This window comes from Luteibacter sp. P4_E6, assembly GCF_056401535.1.
Map to the genome: position 1 here is coordinate 1 of NZ_JBFUJE010000001.1, position 16,902 is coordinate 16,902.

Below are 16,902 nucleotides of genomic sequence, written 5' to 3' on the forward strand. Positions count from 1 at the left end.
GTCGGCATCAGCGCACGCACCGGATCAGTGTCAGAATTCGTCGTGATCCGCTGGCACGAGCGGCCCCTCCATGGGCGTGGGTTCGGTCGCAGTCTGGGATGGCCCGCCCGGCATGGCATCGACGGGATTATCGAACACCTCGTTGCACGCGAACGCGCGCGATCGTGTGGCCGGCAGCTCACCGGTGAGCAGGTAGCGTGACGCCGTTCGCTCGATGCATGGGGACGTCGTGAAGTTGAACACGCCGTGCAGGCTCGAGTTACGCACGAGTAGCATCCGGGCATTGGCGAAGGCGTGGAGCACGTGACTGGCGCCTGCCAGCGGCGTGGACGTGTCTTTCTCGGACTGGATCAGAAGGAATGGCGATGCGCTTCCCAGTACGGTGAGATTTGGCTGGCGAGCACCAGGGCCGCCCCAGCGCGAGCATGTGAGCTCCTCCATCGTGGCGTCACCCGTGAAGTTGAAATACCGCGCGGCATAACGCCGCGCGGATTCGCGTATCTCGGCTTCACTCCGCGGCCACGAAACGTCGTTGCAGCCCATGAGGATGCGCACGACGCCGCCGTCCGGTTCCGTGTCCGTCGAGGGATCCGTGGCAGACGCGGAATACAGCGTGCGAGCCAGCTGGCCGGCTTCCCAGCGCAGGCGTCTGTCCAGCGCCTGGTCGTTGCTGAAGATGGTGCGGCCAATGAAGCGCGTCATGGCCTCCAGGGTCGGCGGATCGCCGCTGGCCATCCACTCCACCAGCTTCAGGGCGGCAGCGAGGCGTACCGGCGTATCGAGGCGTCCCGCCCAGGCCTCACGGGCACGCGCTGGAAAGTCGTCGATGGCTGAGGCGACCGTGTCGCGGCTTGTGCCCAGTCCGAAACGGGTGGGGTCACGCAGCACCGGCGCGACGACGTCCTCGCTGAAGGCGCGCTGCTGCGCCGCCAGGGCCATAAGCGCCGCGGCGCGGTACCCGTGCATGAGATCCATGGTCGAATCCAGGAGCAAGCGGCCGGTGTGCGTCGGATACATGGATGCATACCAGGCACCCACCATGCCGCCGTAGGAAATGCCATAGAAATGGAGACGTTCGTCGCCAAGGACGCGGCGAACCATGTCCATGTCGTGCGCGTGCTGTTCGGTGTTGATGTGGCGGGCGCCCGCTGGTGTCGAGCACGCGTCCACCGTCGCCTGGGCGCTCTCGACCACGAGTCGCCAGTTGGCATCGCCCAGATGGGTCGGCAGGAACGCATACGCCGGCGGGGCCGGCGCGTCCACGGCGCAACGGAAGCTGCCACTTCCGACGAGGCCGCGCGGAATGACGGCGATGAGATCGTAGCGGTCCGCGAGCCGCCGCTTGTCGCCTTCGTCCGGGTCGTCGGTACGCATACTCGACCAGCCTTCGCCTATCGATCGGAGCAACTTCCCCGGATGAATGCCCGGACCACCCGGATTGAAGAAAATGGCGCCTTCTCGTCCTGCCGGATCGCCCGCGCGTACCCGGATGACACCGACATCGATCTGTCGTCCGTCGGGGGTGACATGGTCAAGTGGCGCCTTCAGGTTGCCGCACTGCAGACGCGTGCCAAGTACGACGGATGTCCTGCCCACCCAGCTGTCCGGGCAAGCGCCCCACGCTATGTGCGGGGTCGGGATCGAGGTGGCGCCGCAAACGGCGGGCAGGCTGGCTAGCACGACCGCCGCGACAACGGGACGATGAGGAGAATGCATGCTTGGTGGTTCTCTCGTATCGAGGGGACCACGAAGCTACGCGCGGGGGAGCGCTGCCCGTATCGGTCATCGGCGCGGTGATTTGCACCATTCGCCGAGGCGCACGTAGGGTTGTCCCGGCTCGCTGGCCGCGACCGATCGTTACTGGATGTGCCAGCCGTGCGTCACGACAAGCGACTGGCCTGTGAGCGCATTCGATTCGAAGCCCGCGAGGAAAAGTGCGGTGTCGGCGATGTCCGTGAGCGTGGTGAACTCGCCGTCCACCGTGTCACGCAGCATGACGTTACGCACGACGTCGTCTTCGCTGATGCCAAGCTCGCGCGCCTGCTCGGGAATCTGCTTCTCGACCAACGGCGTGCGCACGAAACCCGGGCAGATCACGTTGGAGCGGATGTTGTCCTTTGCGCCTTCCTTTGCGATCACCCGCGCAAGACCCAGCAGTCCATGTTTCGCCGCCACGTAAGGCGCCTTGAACTTCGACGCCACATGCGAATGCGCCGAGCCCATCAGGATGATCGAGCCACCGCGCCCGGACGCGATCATCTGACGCATGGCGGCGCGGGACGTGAGGAAGGCGCCATCCATGTGGATGGCGAGCATGCGCTTCCAGTCCGCGAACGGAAAATCCACCAGCGGCGAGATGATCTGCACACCGGCGTTGCTGACCAGAATGTCGACGGGGCCCAGTTCGCGCCCGATGCGCGCGAAGCCTTCGTCCACCTGCGTCTCGTCCGTCACATCCATGGCAAGTGTGACGGCACCGTGCCCCATCGCCGCGGCGGCTTCGCTCGCCCTGTCGACCGCGATATCGGCGACGACCACCCGCGCGCCGGCGCGCGCATAGGCTTCGGCAATCGCGCGGCCAATGCCGCTCGCCGCGCCGGTGACGAGAGCGACTTTGCCCGTCAGGTCGTGCATGTTTCAGGGCCTCCCAAGGACGAAGGTCGCTGCGTCACCCTGCGCGGACGATCCGGCGATCCACACCTGGAAGTCGCCCGGTTCGGCTTCGAACGTCTTGCCGTCACGGTGCGTGAATGCGAGATCCTCGCGGGTCAGTTCGAACGACACTTCCTCGGAAGTGCCCGGTGCGAGGAGGATCTTGCGAAACGCCTTCAGTTCGCGAACCGGCCGCACACGACTTGCGACGCGGTCGTGAATGTACAACTGCACGACTTCCTCGCCCGTGATGTCCCCGGTGTTGGTTACCGTCGCGCTTACCACGATGGCGTCGTTCCAGCCGACCTGTGCCTTCACTTCGGGCGCCGTGTAGGCGAACGTGGTGTAGCTGAGGCCATGGCCAAAGGGATACAACGCGTCGAAGGGTATCTCGCGATAGCGCGATTTGAACGCGGGCGGCTGCTCGGCGAGTTCCGGGCGGCCGGTGCGCAGATGGTTGTAGTAATAGGGCTGCTGGCCAGCGTCCTGCGGGAAACTGACCGGCAAGCGTCCGGCCGGGTTGTAGTCGCCGAAGACGACGTCGGCAATGGCGGGGCCGGTCTGGCTGCCGAGGAACCAGGTGACGAGGATGGCGTTGGCGTCGCGCACCGCCCCGGTGAGAGCGAGCGCACGTCCGTTCTTCAAGAGCACCACGACCGGCGTACCTGTGGCGGCGACCGCTTCGGCCAGGGCCTGCTGGGCTGGCGGTACGATGATCTGCGTGCGCGACTGGGCCTCTCCGGAATAAACCTGGGGCTCACCGATGGCGAGCAGCACGACGTCGGCTCGCTGGGCAGCCGCCACGGCGGCCTCGATACCACCCGCGATCGCGTCCTCGATGCCGCTGCCGGCGATGACCTCGAGCTCGGTGTTCATGTCCAGCGCATCGCGCAGACCAGCCTCGATGTTCACGTGACGCGTCTTGTCGCCGAAAAGGGTCCAGCAACCTTCGAGATTGTCGACGTCCGCGCCAAACGGCCCGATCAAGGCAATCTTCTGGCCGCGCTTGCGCAGCGGCAGGACGCCGTCGTTCTTCAGCATGACGATGGAACGCCGCGAGCCGTCGCGTGCCAGCGCCGCGTGCTCTGCATTCTTCGAGGTGTCGGCTTCCACGGCGGGGTCGAGGGAGCGGTAGGGATTGTCCAGCAGGCCAATCGCGTTCTTTACGCGGAGGACGCGGCGCACGCCTTCGTCCAGCACGTCCATGGGTACGTCGCCCTTCGCGACGAGGTCGGGCAGGTGAGCGGCGTAGAAACCGCTCTGCATACTCATGTCCACGCCGGCGAGGAAGGCAAGGCGCGAGGCATCTCGTTCGTCTTCCGCGAAGCCGTGGGCGATGAGTTCCATGTCGGCGGTGTAATCAGAGACGACGAAACCCTCGAAGCCCCATTCGCCGCGCAGGATATCGGTCATCAGTTCGCGATTGGCGGAGGCTGGCACGCCGTTGATATCGTTGAACGCGCTCATGAACGTCAGCGCGCCAGCTTCGAGAGCCGCCTTGAAGGGTGGGAGGTGAACGTCACGCAGCGTCTGCGGCGCGATCTCCACCGAGTTGTATTCCATGCCGCCGGCCACGGCGCCATAGGCGGCGAAGTGCTTCGGGGTGGCGAGCAGCGAGTCGTCGGCCGTGAGGTCGGTGCCCTGGAAGCCGCGCACGCGCGCCGCGGCGAACGCCGAACCCAACACTACGTCTTCACCGGCGCCCTCGGCCACGCGCCCCCAACGCTGGTCGCGCGCGATGTCGACTGCCGGCGCGTAGGTCCAGTGAATGCCTGCGGCGGTGGCTTCGACCGCTGTCGCGCGTGCGGTGCGCTCGGCGAGGTCCGGCTCGAAAGTGGACGCTTCGCCCAGCGGGATAGGGAAAACGGTGCGCATGCCGTGGATCACGTCGGCGCCGAGCAACAAGGGAATGCCCAGCCGGCTCTCTTCCACGGCTACTCGCTGCGCTTCGCGACCCTCCGTCGCGCCGACGCCGTTGAACAACGCGCCCACGCGCCCGGCGCGCACCTGCTCGAGTACCTCGGCGGCACCACGGGCGTTGGCCTCGGGATTGATATCGGGTGCGAACGGGCGCACGGCATCGGCAAACACGCCCAACTGGCCGACCTTCTCTTCGACGGTCATGCGGGCGATCAGGTCTTCGATGCGGGGGTCACGGATCATGGTGGTCTTGCCCTGGGAACGGTCGGCGCGCGTTCCGGCGCCGTAAGCGGGCAAGGATACCGGCATCGGCACCCCGAGTGGGCACGTAAATAGCGTTACATGTAAACGATTACATCGTTGGGGCACAAAGCATTCGTCGTGGCCGAATTGACCGTCTTCGGCCGCCTCGCGTTTCGGCGAATCCCTTGGGTCGCCTCACGGCAGCGGCTGCCCGGCAGACCGGCATCGTCTAGTTAACGTAAGTCGTCGTAGATGCGGAAAACGATTGAGTGGAAAGCGCTGATCACAAAGCATTTCCGGCAAAAGATAACGACGCGATCCACGAACGCTTTATTGGCGGGTCACAATCGATCGACGGGGGTCAATGGGGCGAGGTGGCTACGGTGCAATCGGCTCGCGCTCCCGCGGTGATCGAGATGCGAGGCATCGGCAAGGTCTTCGACATCGGCGCGATGGAAGTCCACGTCCTCAGCGACATCCATCTCGATATTCGTCGGGGAGAGTTCGTCTCGATCGCGGGGCCTTCCGGTTGCGGGAAAACCACGCTGCTATCCCTGATGGGTGTCCTCGACATACCCACCTACGGGACATTTCGCTTTCTGGGACAGTCGATGTCCGGTCTGGGCAGGCGTGCCCGGGCGCGCCTGCGGAACCAGCACATCGGCTTCGTTTTTCAGGCTTTCAACCTGATCGGCGACATGACGGTCGCCGAGAACGTCGAATTGCCGCTGTCGTTTCGCGATGGCATGAGTCGCCGCGAGCGCGCGGATCGCGCAGCCAGCGCGTTGGCCGATGTCGGCATGGCGCACCGCATGCGCCACTATCCCGACCAGCTTTCCGGGGGACAGCAGCAGCGCGTGGCCGTGGCCCGGGCGCTCGCTGGCGAGCCGTCCATCCTCCTTGCCGACGAGCCAACGGGCAATCTCGACCTGCGCAATGGTGAGACTGTGATGGCACTTCTCAGCCGTCTGCACGCGTCGGGTCGGACCATCTGCATGGTCACGCACGACGAGCGGTTCAGAGGGGTGGCGGACCGCACGATACGGTTGCTGGACGGCTGTGTCATCGATGAGACGACGTTTCGTCAGCGACAGCGTGAGGCCGAAGCGGGTCTGGACGAGCGCCGCAGCACGGAGTCGTTTCCATGAACGTGCCACTGAATGCCCTGGATCGCACCTGGCGGGCACTCTGGCGCCCGCGCGGGTTCCTGCCGCTAGCGGCGTTGACCCTGGGGATCGGCCTGGCTGCCTTCACCAGTGCCCTGACCATGGTCGAATCTCTTCTGACCTCGCCGCCATTCCCCTACCACGACCGCGTCGTCATCTACGGCGAGGCAGGACGCGACCCCGTTGGCCTTGCGGCTTCGCCGAAGGCATACGACGTCATTGGCCGGCCCCCGGGCGTACTTTCGACCGGCGCCGCACATATGGCTGAATCGGTGAATGTTCGTGTGGGTATCCGGCAGGCTCTTGCGCGTGCTCAGCGCGTCGATGCCGGATTCCTACCCACCCTGGGTGTCAGGTCGGTACTGCCGGATGATTCGTCGATCACCGCCGAAAGCGGCGTCATGCTTTCGCACGCGTTCTGGTTGAGCTGGCTCGCCGGCGATACGGATGTGGTGGGGCGCGGCATCGCGGTAAACGGAGCGGTAATGACGGTTCGCGGTGTACTTCCGCCGGAGTACCGCCTGTTCGCCGACATGGACCTGCTCCTTCCGCTTCCGTCGATGCACCTGTCCGGCGACCGTGCGGCGAACCTCGTCGCCATCGCACGGCTTGCTCCCGGCGTAACCGGCGACAGCGTTGCACGATGGCTGCAGGCGCAGACACCGACCCTCCCGTATGGAACGATGCCGCTCGATACCGTCCTGACCAGCAAGGCCAGGCCGGCTGTGCTCACCTTCTTCATGTGTTCATTGTTGGTCCTTGCCATTGCCGGGGTGAATCTTTCCAACCTCCTCTTGTCGCGCGCACTGCGGCGTACGCATGAGACCTGCCTTGCGATAGCCTTCGGTGGACTGGGGTGGCGGCCCAGGCTTCCACTGATCGCGGATGTCGCCGCCATCAGTGTGGGTGGACTGGTCGTGGGACTGCCGCTCGCACATGCCATCGTGACGGCGGTGCGTTCTTTTGTTCCTCCGTCCTGGCTCCTCTCGTCGCTGCCGATCGATCTGGACTTGCCGGTTTGCCTTGCGACGGTAGTCGCGGCTATCTCCTCGACGATCGCCGCAGCGATACCCGCCGCCATGCACGCCAGTCCGGAACGGGTCTTGCGTGCGCAGTTCACCCTGGGAGGGACATCGCCGGGTCCGGCCCGGCGTGCCCGGCACCTGATCGTGCTGATCCAGACGGCACTCGCGACGATGCTGCTGGTCCTGGGCGTGGCGACCGTGACCCGGATGTGGCGCGTGATACAGATACCCCTCGGCTTTCAGGCGGAAGGGGCGAGCTTCGTCGAAATCAGCCCGGACAGCCTGCAGTTCCCTACGCTTGCCAGCGTGGTCCGTGCCAGCGAAGCGCTGCGAATCGGCGCCCTGCGACTGCCAGGCGTCGACGCGGTGGGGTTGACCACCCTGCTTCCGGTGGGCACCGGATTTTTCAGACCGTTTCGGTCGCCGGATGGAGAAATCTCTTACCTTCGGTACGTCATGGTTTCCCCCGGCGCGATGGACTCGATGGGAATCGACCGGACAGCAGGCCGGGACATCGACGCGGACGACCGGGCCACAGCCCCGCCCGTGGCCATGGTCAACCAGGCGTATATCGACCAGATCGATCGACGCGGCATTGGCGCCTCGGTGATGCCCGCTTCGCAACTCGTTACAAACCGGGCACTTCGCATCGTGGGAGTCGTGGCGGATACGCGAGCTGCCGGCGCGGAGCGATCAACGGAGCCCACGGTCTACGTGCCGTTTGCCCAGGTCGACCCGGGTACCTATGCCTTCATCAGACGCTTCGTATCGACATTCGTCGTCGTTCGCGGTCCGGGTAGCAAGCCCGTGGACGCTCAGGTCTTGCAGACGATGGTCGAACGAGCCGCACCGGGTCTGGTAGCGGGGCCGCTGCAACCCCTTCAACGACTCGTTCGCGACGCGACCGCGGAGACGCGACGTAACGCCGCCCTGGCTGCAGCCTTCTCTGGCATGGCGCTGTCCCTCGCCTGCATCGGTCTCTATGCGGTGCAAACGCTGGACGTGATCAGCCGCCGACGTGACATCGCCCTTCGCGACGCACTGGGGGCGACGCCTCTGGACCTGTTTGGCCATGCCGTTTCACGCGGCATGGCCATGGCCATGCCCGGTGTCGCGCTAGGTTTGGTCGCTTCCGTCGTCATGGGGCAGGCGTTTCGGCATTCGGCGCTCGAGACCGGCGGGATCGACGCCAGCGTGGCTGCCGCCGTCGCCCTGATGATGATTTTCGCGGCGCTTTGCGCCGTGGCTTTGCCGTCGCTACGCGCCTGCACCGTTCGATCCGTCACCATACTTCGCGGCGAGCTGACGATATCGCCTCGGGGGTCCCGCCGAGACAGGAGCTTCCGGTCATGACCATGCTCTGCGCGCCCCCACTCCCCGTGCTTATCGTCGACGACCAGGCCGACGTACTGGTTTCACTAAGCCTGCTTTTCCGCTCCGCGGACATTCCGTCTGTGGAAGTCAATTCACCTGCGGCGGCCCTTGACGCGGTATCGCGCGTCGAATTCTCCTGTGCCGTCCTGGACCTCAACTACGCCGCCGACACAACGTCCGGTCGGGAAGGCATGGAACTGATCGCCCGCCTCCGCGAAGAAGTACCCGATCTCCCGCTCGTGGCGATGACCGCCTGGGGCAGCGTCGATCTTGCCGTCCATGCCATGCGGCTTGGCGCCGCAGACTTCATCGAGAAGCCCTGGATCAACGAACGAGTCGTCCATACCGTGCGCAGCCAGATCGCGTTGCGCACGATTCGCGAGGAGAACCGACGCCTTCGTGCCGAGAACGCGCTGGGCAGGGAGATGACCGACGTGTGGCGGGCATGGGAATCGACGGCGATGCGCGAGGTGATGAAGCTGGCATCCCGTGTCGCTCCGGGCGACTCGAATGTCCTTGTCCTCGGCGAGAACGGGACGGGGAAATCCCTATTGGCCCGCGAGATTCACACCATGTCGTCGCGCGCGGAAGGACCCGTGATCCGCGTCGATATGGGTAGCCTCCCCGAATCCCGCTTCGTCGACGAAATGTTCGGCGACGATGATCCGAGGCCGCGGCCCGGGCGCTTCGAGTTGGCCTGTGGGGGCAGCCTGATCATGGAGGAGATCGGCAATATACCGATGAGCCAGCAGGTGAAGCTGCTGCGGGTGCTCGAAGAAGGTGAACTGGAGCATTCCGGGTCGGCTCGCACGCACCGGGTGAATGTGCGGGTGATCTCTGTCACCAACGCCGACCTGGGCGAGGCGGTTCGTGCCGATCGATTCCGACGCGATCTCCTCTATCGTCTCAACGCGATGCAGATACGTCTGCCTCCCTTGCGCGAACGATTTGAGGACATTGTTCCGTTGGCCCGACACTTCCTCCTGCGCGAATGTCGCCGTCGCCAGCGGGACTGCATGTTCATGGCGCCGTCGGCTGAACGTCTCTTGCGCACCTACGACTGGCCGGGAAATGTCCGCGAGTTGGAGCATGCCGTGGAACGGGCAGTCTTACTGGCCGATCGCGATGAGATCGATGTGGAGGGATTGAATCTGAGTAAGCAGACGGGATCGCCCCTGTTGCTGGACCGACTCACGCTTCCCGAAGCCGAAGATGCGCTCATACGGCAGGCTATGGATCGCAACGATCACAACCTTCAGCGTGCCGCCGATGCGCTGGGCATTTCACGACAGTCGTTGTATCGCCGCCTCGACAAGCGCCGTCTCCGAAGCAGCTTCGAACCTGTGGACTGAGAGGCCGACAGACATGGCCCCGGCTCGTCTCCCGCGCCCTGCCAAGGCGGTGCGCGATCGCTCCACGGTACTGCGCATCGAAGCAGCACTCTGGGTCGGGGTCCTCCTGACGCCGCTTATCGTGAGTGGCGCGCTGCTTGCCACCCTCGATGGACTCTCCGGGCCCTTGCGGGCCGTTCTGTTTGGCACCGGACTTCTGCTGAGTGTCCTCGTCGGCTGGATACGTGGCAATCGCCTGGTTGCCACGTTGGGGACGGTCTTCGACCTGCTGCTCGCCGTACGTGAAGGCGACTACAGCATGCGCGGAAGGGTTCGTCCCGGCCGCGATCCCCTGCAAGGCATGATTGCGGACGTGAACGTGCTGACCGACGACCTGCGCGCGGGGAGGCGCAAGCGTACTGAGGCTTCCCGGTTCCTGGGTAAGACCCTGGTTGCACTGCATAGCGCGGTTTTCGTCGTCGACGACAAGAGTCGCGTGACGTTTATCAACCCGGCCGCCAGGCGGCTGATTGGTGGTGAGCGCGCGTCTATCGTTGGACATGACACGGACTCACTCGGCTTGTCCGTCCCGCTTGGGGCTGCTGACGGAGCCATTCTCACCCACCGGTTTCCTGCGGCCAACGGTCGTTGGGCGGTGCGCCGGGCGGTCTGGTACAGCGAGGGAACGGAGCACACGATGGTGATGCTTCACGACTTGAGTGCCGCATTGAGTGAGGAGGAGCGACGCGCGTGGCAGCGACTGATTCGCGTGCTCAGTCACGAGCTGAACAACTCACTCGCCCCGATCGGCTCACTGGCGGGCAGTCTCTCAACCCTGCTCGACGCGGGCGATCGCGCAACAACCGTTGACGAGCTCCGCCTCGGTCTCGAAGTGATCGGCCGGCGTGCCCACTCCCTGACACGCTTCCTCGCCGGCTATGGCCGCCTGGCGCGTCTGCCTCCCCTGCAACGTCGCCCCTTCCGCCTCGACGTCGCGTTGCTGCGCTTCGCACGGCTCGAACAGCGGAAGATCATCGACGTCCATGGCGCTTCGGCGGTGACCATCGACGGTGACGAAGACCAGCTGGGCCAGGCTTTCATCAACCTCATGCGAAACGCGGTCGAGGCCACGCTGGCGACGGGCGGCGGCGTTCGCGTCGACTGGCGCATCGAAGAGGACTACGCGCGTGTGACGGTCGAGGATGAGGGCAGCGGGCTGCCCGCCAGCGACGGTCTCTTCGTGCCTTTCTTCACCACGAAGCCCGAGGGGTCGGGCATCGGCCTCACGCTGACGCGCCTGATCGTCGAAGCGCACGGTGGAACAGTCGACCTCGCCGCGCGCAGCGATGCGAGGGGCGTCGTGGCCACCGTGCGGCTGCCGTTGTGTCCGGCTGCGGACCGCGCTGTCCGGTTCCGGACAGCGAAGGCACTCAAAAGCGGTCACGCCCGATAGAAATCCATCGAATGCGCAGGTTCATCCCCTGAACGATCGCCCCGGACACTGGCCGGGGTCCTGGGCGCGTCATAGATTCGGCTCGGACTCATCGCGGAACGAAAGGAATAGTCATGCCACACGTACTCGATCTGCAGAACCTCGCAACCCATCCTGATTGGGATCACAACGAGGGTGGCGAGGGTGTGACGTCGTGCAGCAACACTCATTGCTCCATCTACCAAATGGACGGCTTCGCGGAGTAACACGGGCAAGCGAAGGCACGCGGGACGGCGTCCGGGCCGCCCCGCGTGCCGGGTTGCATCCGAACAGGGAGGATTGGCTCGCTATGGAACGACGCGCCCAGCTGTTGCAGTACACCGCGGTCGACCGCGAGTTCTTCGAGCCTTATGCGCGTCGCGCCGTGCAGGAGGACGACTTCATCTCCCCGGCCAGGCGTGTGCTTCCCGCGCACTGGTCGATCCAGCGATCGGGTATATGGGTGCACTGTCGGCCCGCGAACGCCGTGCTGCCGACACAAGGTTGGAAGATCCACATCTCCTCGATCGCTTCTACCGCCCACATCGTGCYGTCCATCGCCGCGGTGGTTCTCGCCGAGTCCGGAACCGCATTCAAGTTCGCCGCGGATCAGGGCATGCTCGCCGCTATCAACGGCAAACGCTGGCCGCGAAGTGGATCGGGCAAGTTCATTACGGTGTACCCGCGCAATGTGGACGACTTCCGTCAGGTCATGGCCAATCTTCATGCGGCGTTGTCGGGGTATATCGGGCCGTACGTCCTTACCGATCGCCGTTACGACGACTCGCGCGTGCTCCACTACCGCTATGGCGGCATCGTCTCGGATTTTCGTGTCTCGCCGGGTGGGCGCCACGAATGGTTGCTGCGGCGACCCGACGCCGCCGTGGAACCCGATGATCGCCTGCCGCGGTTTCGACTTTCCGACTGGCTACGCGACCCCTTTGGCACCGCCGCTCCCACCGAGCCGGCGCCATCTGTCCTCCTGGGAGGTGGCCGCTACCGGGTGCACGAGGCCCTGGCATTTTCCTCCGCGGGTGGGGTTTACCTCGCCGACGATTTGCACGAAGGGCGTCGCGTCGTCATCAAGGAGGCCCGCCCGTATGTCGGCTATGGCGAAACAGCCAAGGACAACCTACGCAAGGAGTTCCGCCTGCTTCGACGCCTGGCGTCCCTCGGCATCGCGCCGCAGCCGATCGCATGCTTCGAGGAAGGCGAACATGGTTTCCTGGTCGAGGAGTACCTGCGAGGGCCTACGCTTCGATCCTGGCTGGGCAAGCGCTACCCCTGGCTGAAAACACGGGCTACGAGGGACGACGTGGCCGGCTTTCTCGCCGATGTCGTCGCGGTACTCAGTCGCCTCGCCGACGTCATCCAGCGGGTCCACGCGGTCGGCGTGTCACTGGGGGACCTCTCATTCCATAACATCATCGTGGATGCCACGGGCGAGGTACGGCTGATCGATCTGGAGGCGGCCGTTGAGCACGGACTCGACGCGCCCATGCCTTTTCGCACACCGGGGTTCGCCTCGGGCGATCCGCTACCCAAGGATCACGAGGCGGCGGTGAGCGAAGATCGCTATGCCTTCGGCGCGAACCTGTTGGCAGCCATGATTCCCGTGAACGCGATGCTGCCCCTGGACCGGAGCGTCGCCCTGCRCTTTTCCCGCCGGCTGAGCGCAGACATGGGATACCCCGACGCAGTGGCTGAAGCGATTGGCCAGTTACTGGATACGAGACCAACGGCACGGCCGTCACCGACGACAGTGATGACCGCCTTACGGGCCAGCCTTGCATGCGTGGAGGCGGGGACCGCACCGGTGCCCCATCGCAACCGGCGTACTCCGCCCTTGGCGGCGCATGCAGATAAGCTGTTCGGCTACGTCACGGCGCAGGCGGCGCACGCAAGACCGGATCGGTTCGTGCCCGCTGCTCCCGATGTCTTCGAGACTCACCCCTGGGGTGTCGCCCATGGTGCTGCCGGCATCCTGCACGCCTATCTACGCGGTGCGCGTGTGCCGCCGGACGGGCTGCGCGACTATCTGCTTTCCGGCGTCGATGAGCCCCGGCAGCGTGGCGTGAGCCTGATGTCTGGGGACGCCGGTATCGCATGGGTCCTCTTCGAGGCCGGTGACGCCGAACGCGCGGTGGCGCTGCTGCGCCCGGACTCGCTCGAGGGCGGTATCCGGGAATGCCCCGGGCTGTACGAGGGCATCGCCGGTTGGGGGTTTGCCCGTATCAAGGCATGGCACGAAACAGCGGATGGCGGCTTTCTCACAGCAGCCTCGCGAGCAGGTGACGAACTTTTGTCCGCCGCGATCACCGAGGACGACGAAACGCTGCGCTGGCCCGATGGCGATCAGCAACCGATCGGCCTCGCGCATGGTGCGGCGGGAATTGCTTTGTTCCTTCTCCACCTGCACGTAGCCACCGGTGAACCACGTTTCCTCCGGGGCGCAACGGCCGGCCTCGCCTACGACCTCGCGCAGCGGCGCAGCAATGCGGATGGTGCCTGGACATGGCCGATGTCCCGGGGGCCCTTCCCTTCGGTTCCGTACCTGAGGAGGGGTACGGCGGGAGTCACTGCCGTGGTTGCCCGTTTTCTCGCGTTCACAGGTGAGGCGCACTACCGGGATGTATTGCTCGCCAGCGAGGAAGACTTGCTACGCAGCCACGCGATCAGCCCGGGTCTTTTTGAGGGGCTCGCTGGTATCGGCGAGACGCTTCTGGACCTTGCGCACTTCATGCCCGAACGCGCTTCGATCTATCGCGAAGGCGCCCTTCGCGTGGCGCACGGCATCGAGCCCTTCCTCATCCAGCGCGAGGAGGGGCTCGCCGTGCCTGGTACCGAATTGCTGCGGATCAGTTGCGACCTGGCCACGGGCGGCGTGGGCGTCGGTTCGTTCTTCGATCGATTGCGGCGCGATGCATCGGCGGCCTTCATGCTCGACGAACACCTGCCGACACCGATACGTCAGAGCCGGAACTTGGCCTCCACCAGGTAGCTCCGCGACGGGTACGGGTAATACACGTAATAGCGGCGGTTGGTGAGGTTGTCGACGCCCACGCCGAGTTCCACGTGGTCACTGACTTTCCACGTCAGCTTGGCATCGAATGTAAGGAAGGCGCTGGCACCGCCGAAGGTGTCCGGATTGATGTCGCTGTGATCGAGGGTGTTGTACTGGCGCCCGGAATAGCGCCCGGCGAGAGTCATGGCGACATGCTCGCTGGCGTGATACGTGCCGATCACGTTCGCCCGCCAGCGCGGAATGCGATAGAACTGCTTGCCTTCGGACGCGGGATTACGAGCATTGGTCACCGTCGTCGCCTGCGTATATGCCGCGTTGGCACTGAGGTCGAACATCGGCCACCAGACGCCGGTGCCGTCGTAGCTTGCCTCGGCGCCGCGTGTGCGTACGAGGCCGACGTTCTGCACGCTGGTGACATTCGGGAATACCGTGGTGTCGGTCTGGCTGAACAGAGTATTGCGCGTATCGCTGCGGTAAATCGTGAAGCGCGCCACGCCGTTGGGCTGGTACCACTCCGTGGAAAATTCACGCGAGAGGTCGTTCTCGGGCTTCAGGTTGGGATCGTTGTTGATCAGCGCGATGCCGTTGAACGTGCCCTGGAACAACTCGTTCACCGTGGGGAAGCGATAGGCACGTGCGCCGGACAGGCGAAGGGTTACCGTGTCACTGGCGTCGTACGCCAGCGAGGCCTTGGGCGAGGTATGTGATTCCTTTCGCTCTGGGTAGCCGACCGTGGCCGTCGACGTCGAGCGCGATCCGTCGAACGCACGCCACTGTTCGTAGCGCGCGCCCACGGTAAGCCGCCAGCGGTCGATCAGCTGCCACGCGTCTTGCAGATAGACCGCCTGCGTTTGCGTGCTGCCGCCGTTAGCGCTCGTCAGGGCACCCGCGTCACCGTTGCGCCAACTGGCAAGGTTGTACGTGGCGTTGTCGAGCGCATAGCCATCAAAGTGGTAGCCGAAGCTCACCGAATGCGTGTTGGCCTCGAGGCTGTCGGGCGTATGACTGGCGCGCAGGTCGAGCGTGCGCCAGCGGCTGCCGTCGCCAGCGGTGAGCAGCCCCGCGCCATTGTCGGTCACCGCATTGGCGACGCGGTCGCGGTTCCGGTCCATGTCGAAGTAAGACGCGTCGCCTTCGACGTTCCATCCGCTGTCACGATGGGTTCCCAGTGACACGCCGTACAGATAATTCCGGCTCTGCCGTGTGCTCGGGGCAAAGAAGTTGGCGGGCACGGTGTACTGCTGCCCGCCTATCGTCACCGGTCCGGACAACACGGGCTGGCCGTTCGTATCGCGCAGGAAGGACGCCGTGCGGTGCGACAGGTCCTGCTTCCAATAGCCCGCGGTGACCGCCGCGGTGAGTTCGGGCGTGATGTCATAGGTCAGGCGCGCGTGCGCTTCGTCCTGGCTACTAGCTTCCTGACCCTCGCTATTGATCCCGAGTACCTCTCGCGGCAGGCCGTTGGCGCCCGTGTCGCCGATGGCCCCGGTGACCGGATTGCGCGTGCCCGGCACGGTAGATTGATTCTGCGTGGCGTAGACCAGTGGCTGGCCGTTGGCCTGAAGATGCGATACCCCGATCAGGAAGGCGAAGCGACCATCGCGGTCGCCGAGGGTCGCCGTCTGCTGGCTGCCGCCGTAGTCGCGATCGACACCGTACGTGTGTACGTGCTGGGTGAATGCCTGCACATCCCCCGTGACCTCGAGCTTCTCCGGCATGCGCGTGGTCATCAGCACGGTCGCGCCGATGGCGTTCCCCGGGTAAAGCGCGGAGTAAGCGCCGTAGATCACATCGACGCGCGAAAGGTTCTCGGGGAAGGCCATCGACCATCGCGGCGGATTCGCCCAGTTGTTGCCTAGCAGGTTGGAAAGCAGCAGGCCATCGAGGTAGACCAGCCCGCGCGCACTCTGCTGGTTGCTGGTGCCGCGCACGGAGAAGGTGGCATTTTCGTCGCCGGTGAAGCGCTTGCGGATGCCGAAGGAAGGCAGGTACTTCAGCGCATCCTCGGCGTTGATCACGTTGAGATGGTCCAGCTGTTCGGCGGTGATCGTCTCGACGGCGGCGGGTAGGTCGGGATCCACCGGCGCGCCATGGCTGGCGGCTGAGACACGCACTTCACGCAGGGTGGTCGCGTGTTGCGGGTCATCGGGGCCGTCGGCGGCGTGGACAGGCAGGCAGGCCGCGCCAAGGGCGCAGGCGACGGCACGCGCAAGGGCGCGTCCATCCGTGGGGAACAGGGTCATGGCGATAAGTCCGTGGGTCGGTGGCGTACGGCGGGATCGGGTGCGATCAGGCGTGCGCGGCGACCGGCGGACCTCGTGGCGGTGCGTGCAGGATGGCCACCGGCACGTGCGCGCGCGTGGCCGGAAGGGCGGCGGCAACGTAGCCGGGCGAAGGGAGGACATGGCCGATGTGGAAAGCGGTACCCAGCGCGGGCATCTGTGCGAACAGCGTGCAGTAACCGCACGCCGCGCCGTCGCCGGGAGCATCCGTGTCATGGCCGGTCGTGGCGCCATGGTGGTCGGACGGCGAGGTTTCACACCACGCCCCGAGGTCCGGGAACACGAAGGCCGCCGATACGGTCCGCGAGACCGACGGCGCCAGCACGGTGAGCCAGACGGCGACCAGCGCCATCCATCCCAACCAGCGGTTTCGTGCCAGACCACGACGCACGTCGGCGTCCCCTATATTTCAA

10 protein-coding genes are annotated in these 16,902 nt (G+C 65.2%); 5 read left to right on the forward strand and 5 right to left on the reverse strand.

Annotation, left to right across the window (positions count from 1 at the left end; all coding sequences use genetic code 11):
* Nucleotides 1-30 precede the first annotated feature (30 nt).
* From AC1DT2_RS00005 to AC1DT2_RS00015, 3 genes are all read right to left on the reverse strand, one after another.
* Nucleotides 31-1,716, reverse strand: a complete 1,686-nt coding sequence (locus AC1DT2_RS00005; RefSeq protein WP_477293246.1) for an alpha/beta fold hydrolase — start codon at nt 1,714-1,716, stop codon at nt 31-33.
* A gap of 141 nt (nt 1,717-1,857) precedes the next feature.
* Nucleotides 1,858-2,634, reverse strand: a complete 777-nt coding sequence (locus AC1DT2_RS00010) for a 3-hydroxybutyrate dehydrogenase (protein ID WP_213948999.1) — start codon at nt 2,632-2,634, stop codon at nt 1,858-1,860.
* Between the two features lie 3 nt (nt 2,635-2,637).
* Complete coding sequence (locus AC1DT2_RS00015) at nt 2,638-4,812, reverse strand: glycoside hydrolase family 3 N-terminal domain-containing protein (RefSeq protein ID WP_477293308.1); 2,175 nt, start codon at nt 4,810-4,812, stop codon at nt 2,638-2,640.
* A 419-nt stretch (nt 4,813-5,231) separates the two neighbouring features.
* Between AC1DT2_RS00015 and AC1DT2_RS00020 the strand changes: the two genes are divergently transcribed.
* The 5 genes from AC1DT2_RS00020 (at nt 5,232) to lanKC (ending at nt 14,183) form a co-directional block, all read left to right on the forward strand.
* Nucleotides 5,232-5,963: an ABC transporter ATP-binding protein gene (locus tag AC1DT2_RS00020; RefSeq protein ID WP_063570653.1), complete on the forward strand. Its 732-nt coding sequence runs from the start codon at nt 5,232-5,234 to the stop codon at nt 5,961-5,963.
* On the forward strand, nt 5,960-8,359 hold the full coding sequence (locus AC1DT2_RS00025; RefSeq protein ID WP_477293249.1) for an FtsX-like permease family protein: 2,400 nt from the start codon (nt 5,960-5,962) through the stop codon (nt 8,357-8,359). The genes AC1DT2_RS00020 and AC1DT2_RS00025 overlap by 4 nt, the downstream gene beginning before the upstream one ends.
* Nucleotides 8,356-9,732, forward strand: coding sequence for a sigma-54-dependent transcriptional regulator (locus tag AC1DT2_RS00030; RefSeq protein WP_477293251.1), 1,377 nt, complete (start codon nt 8,356-8,358; stop codon nt 9,730-9,732). Before AC1DT2_RS00025 ends, AC1DT2_RS00030 begins: the two co-directional genes overlap by 4 nt.
* Nucleotides 9,733-9,745: 13 nt before the next feature.
* Nucleotides 9,746-11,164 carry a sensor histidine kinase gene (locus AC1DT2_RS00035; RefSeq protein ID WP_477293253.1) on the forward strand — a complete coding sequence of 473 codons (1,419 nt, stop codon included), beginning with the start codon at nt 9,746-9,748 and terminating at the stop codon, nt 11,162-11,164.
* Between the two features lie 328 nt (nt 11,165-11,492).
* On the forward strand, nt 11,493-14,183 hold the full coding sequence (gene lanKC / locus AC1DT2_RS00040; RefSeq protein WP_477293255.1) for a class III lanthionine synthetase LanKC: 2,691 nt from the start codon (nt 11,493-11,495) through the stop codon (nt 14,181-14,183).
* Here lanKC and AC1DT2_RS00045 read toward each other — a convergent pair.
* Nucleotides 14,153-16,450 (reverse strand): TonB-dependent receptor, encoded by a 2,298-nt coding sequence (locus tag AC1DT2_RS00045; protein WP_477293257.1) that lies wholly within the window; start codon nt 16,448-16,450, stop codon nt 14,153-14,155. The genes lanKC and AC1DT2_RS00045 overlap by 31 nt on opposite strands.
* 46 nt (nt 16,451-16,496) lie before the next feature.
* On the reverse strand, nt 16,497-16,880 hold the full coding sequence (locus AC1DT2_RS00050; protein WP_197478497.1) for a DUF2946 domain-containing protein: 384 nt from the start codon (nt 16,878-16,880) through the stop codon (nt 16,497-16,499).
* Nucleotides 16,881-16,902: the final 22 nt, after the last annotated feature.

What these genes read in the sequence shown, in the direction of transcription:
- AC1DT2_RS00030 (WP_477293251.1), top strand. Translation starts at nt 8,356, where the DNA reads ATGACCATGCTCTGCGCGCCCCCACTCCCCGTGCTTATCGTCGACGAC.
- AC1DT2_RS00045 (WP_477293257.1), bottom strand. Translation starts at nt 16,450, where the DNA reads ATGACCCTGTTCCCCACGGATGGACGCGCCCTTGCGCGTGCCGTCGCC.
- AC1DT2_RS00035 (WP_477293253.1), top strand. Translation starts at nt 9,746, where the DNA reads ATGGCCCCGGCTCGTCTCCCGCGCCCTGCCAAGGCGGTGCGCGATCGC.
- AC1DT2_RS00005 (WP_477293246.1), bottom strand. Translation starts at nt 1,716, where the DNA reads ATGCATTCTCCTCATCGTCCCGTTGTCGCGGCGGTCGTGCTAGCCAGC.
- AC1DT2_RS00020 (WP_063570653.1), top strand. Translation starts at nt 5,232, where the DNA reads ATGCGAGGCATCGGCAAGGTCTTCGACATCGGCGCGATGGAAGTCCAC.
- AC1DT2_RS00025 (WP_477293249.1), top strand. Translation starts at nt 5,960, where the DNA reads ATGAACGTGCCACTGAATGCCCTGGATCGCACCTGGCGGGCACTCTGG.
- AC1DT2_RS00010 (WP_213948999.1), bottom strand. Translation starts at nt 2,634, where the DNA reads ATGCACGACCTGACGGGCAAAGTCGCTCTCGTCACCGGCGCGGCGAGC.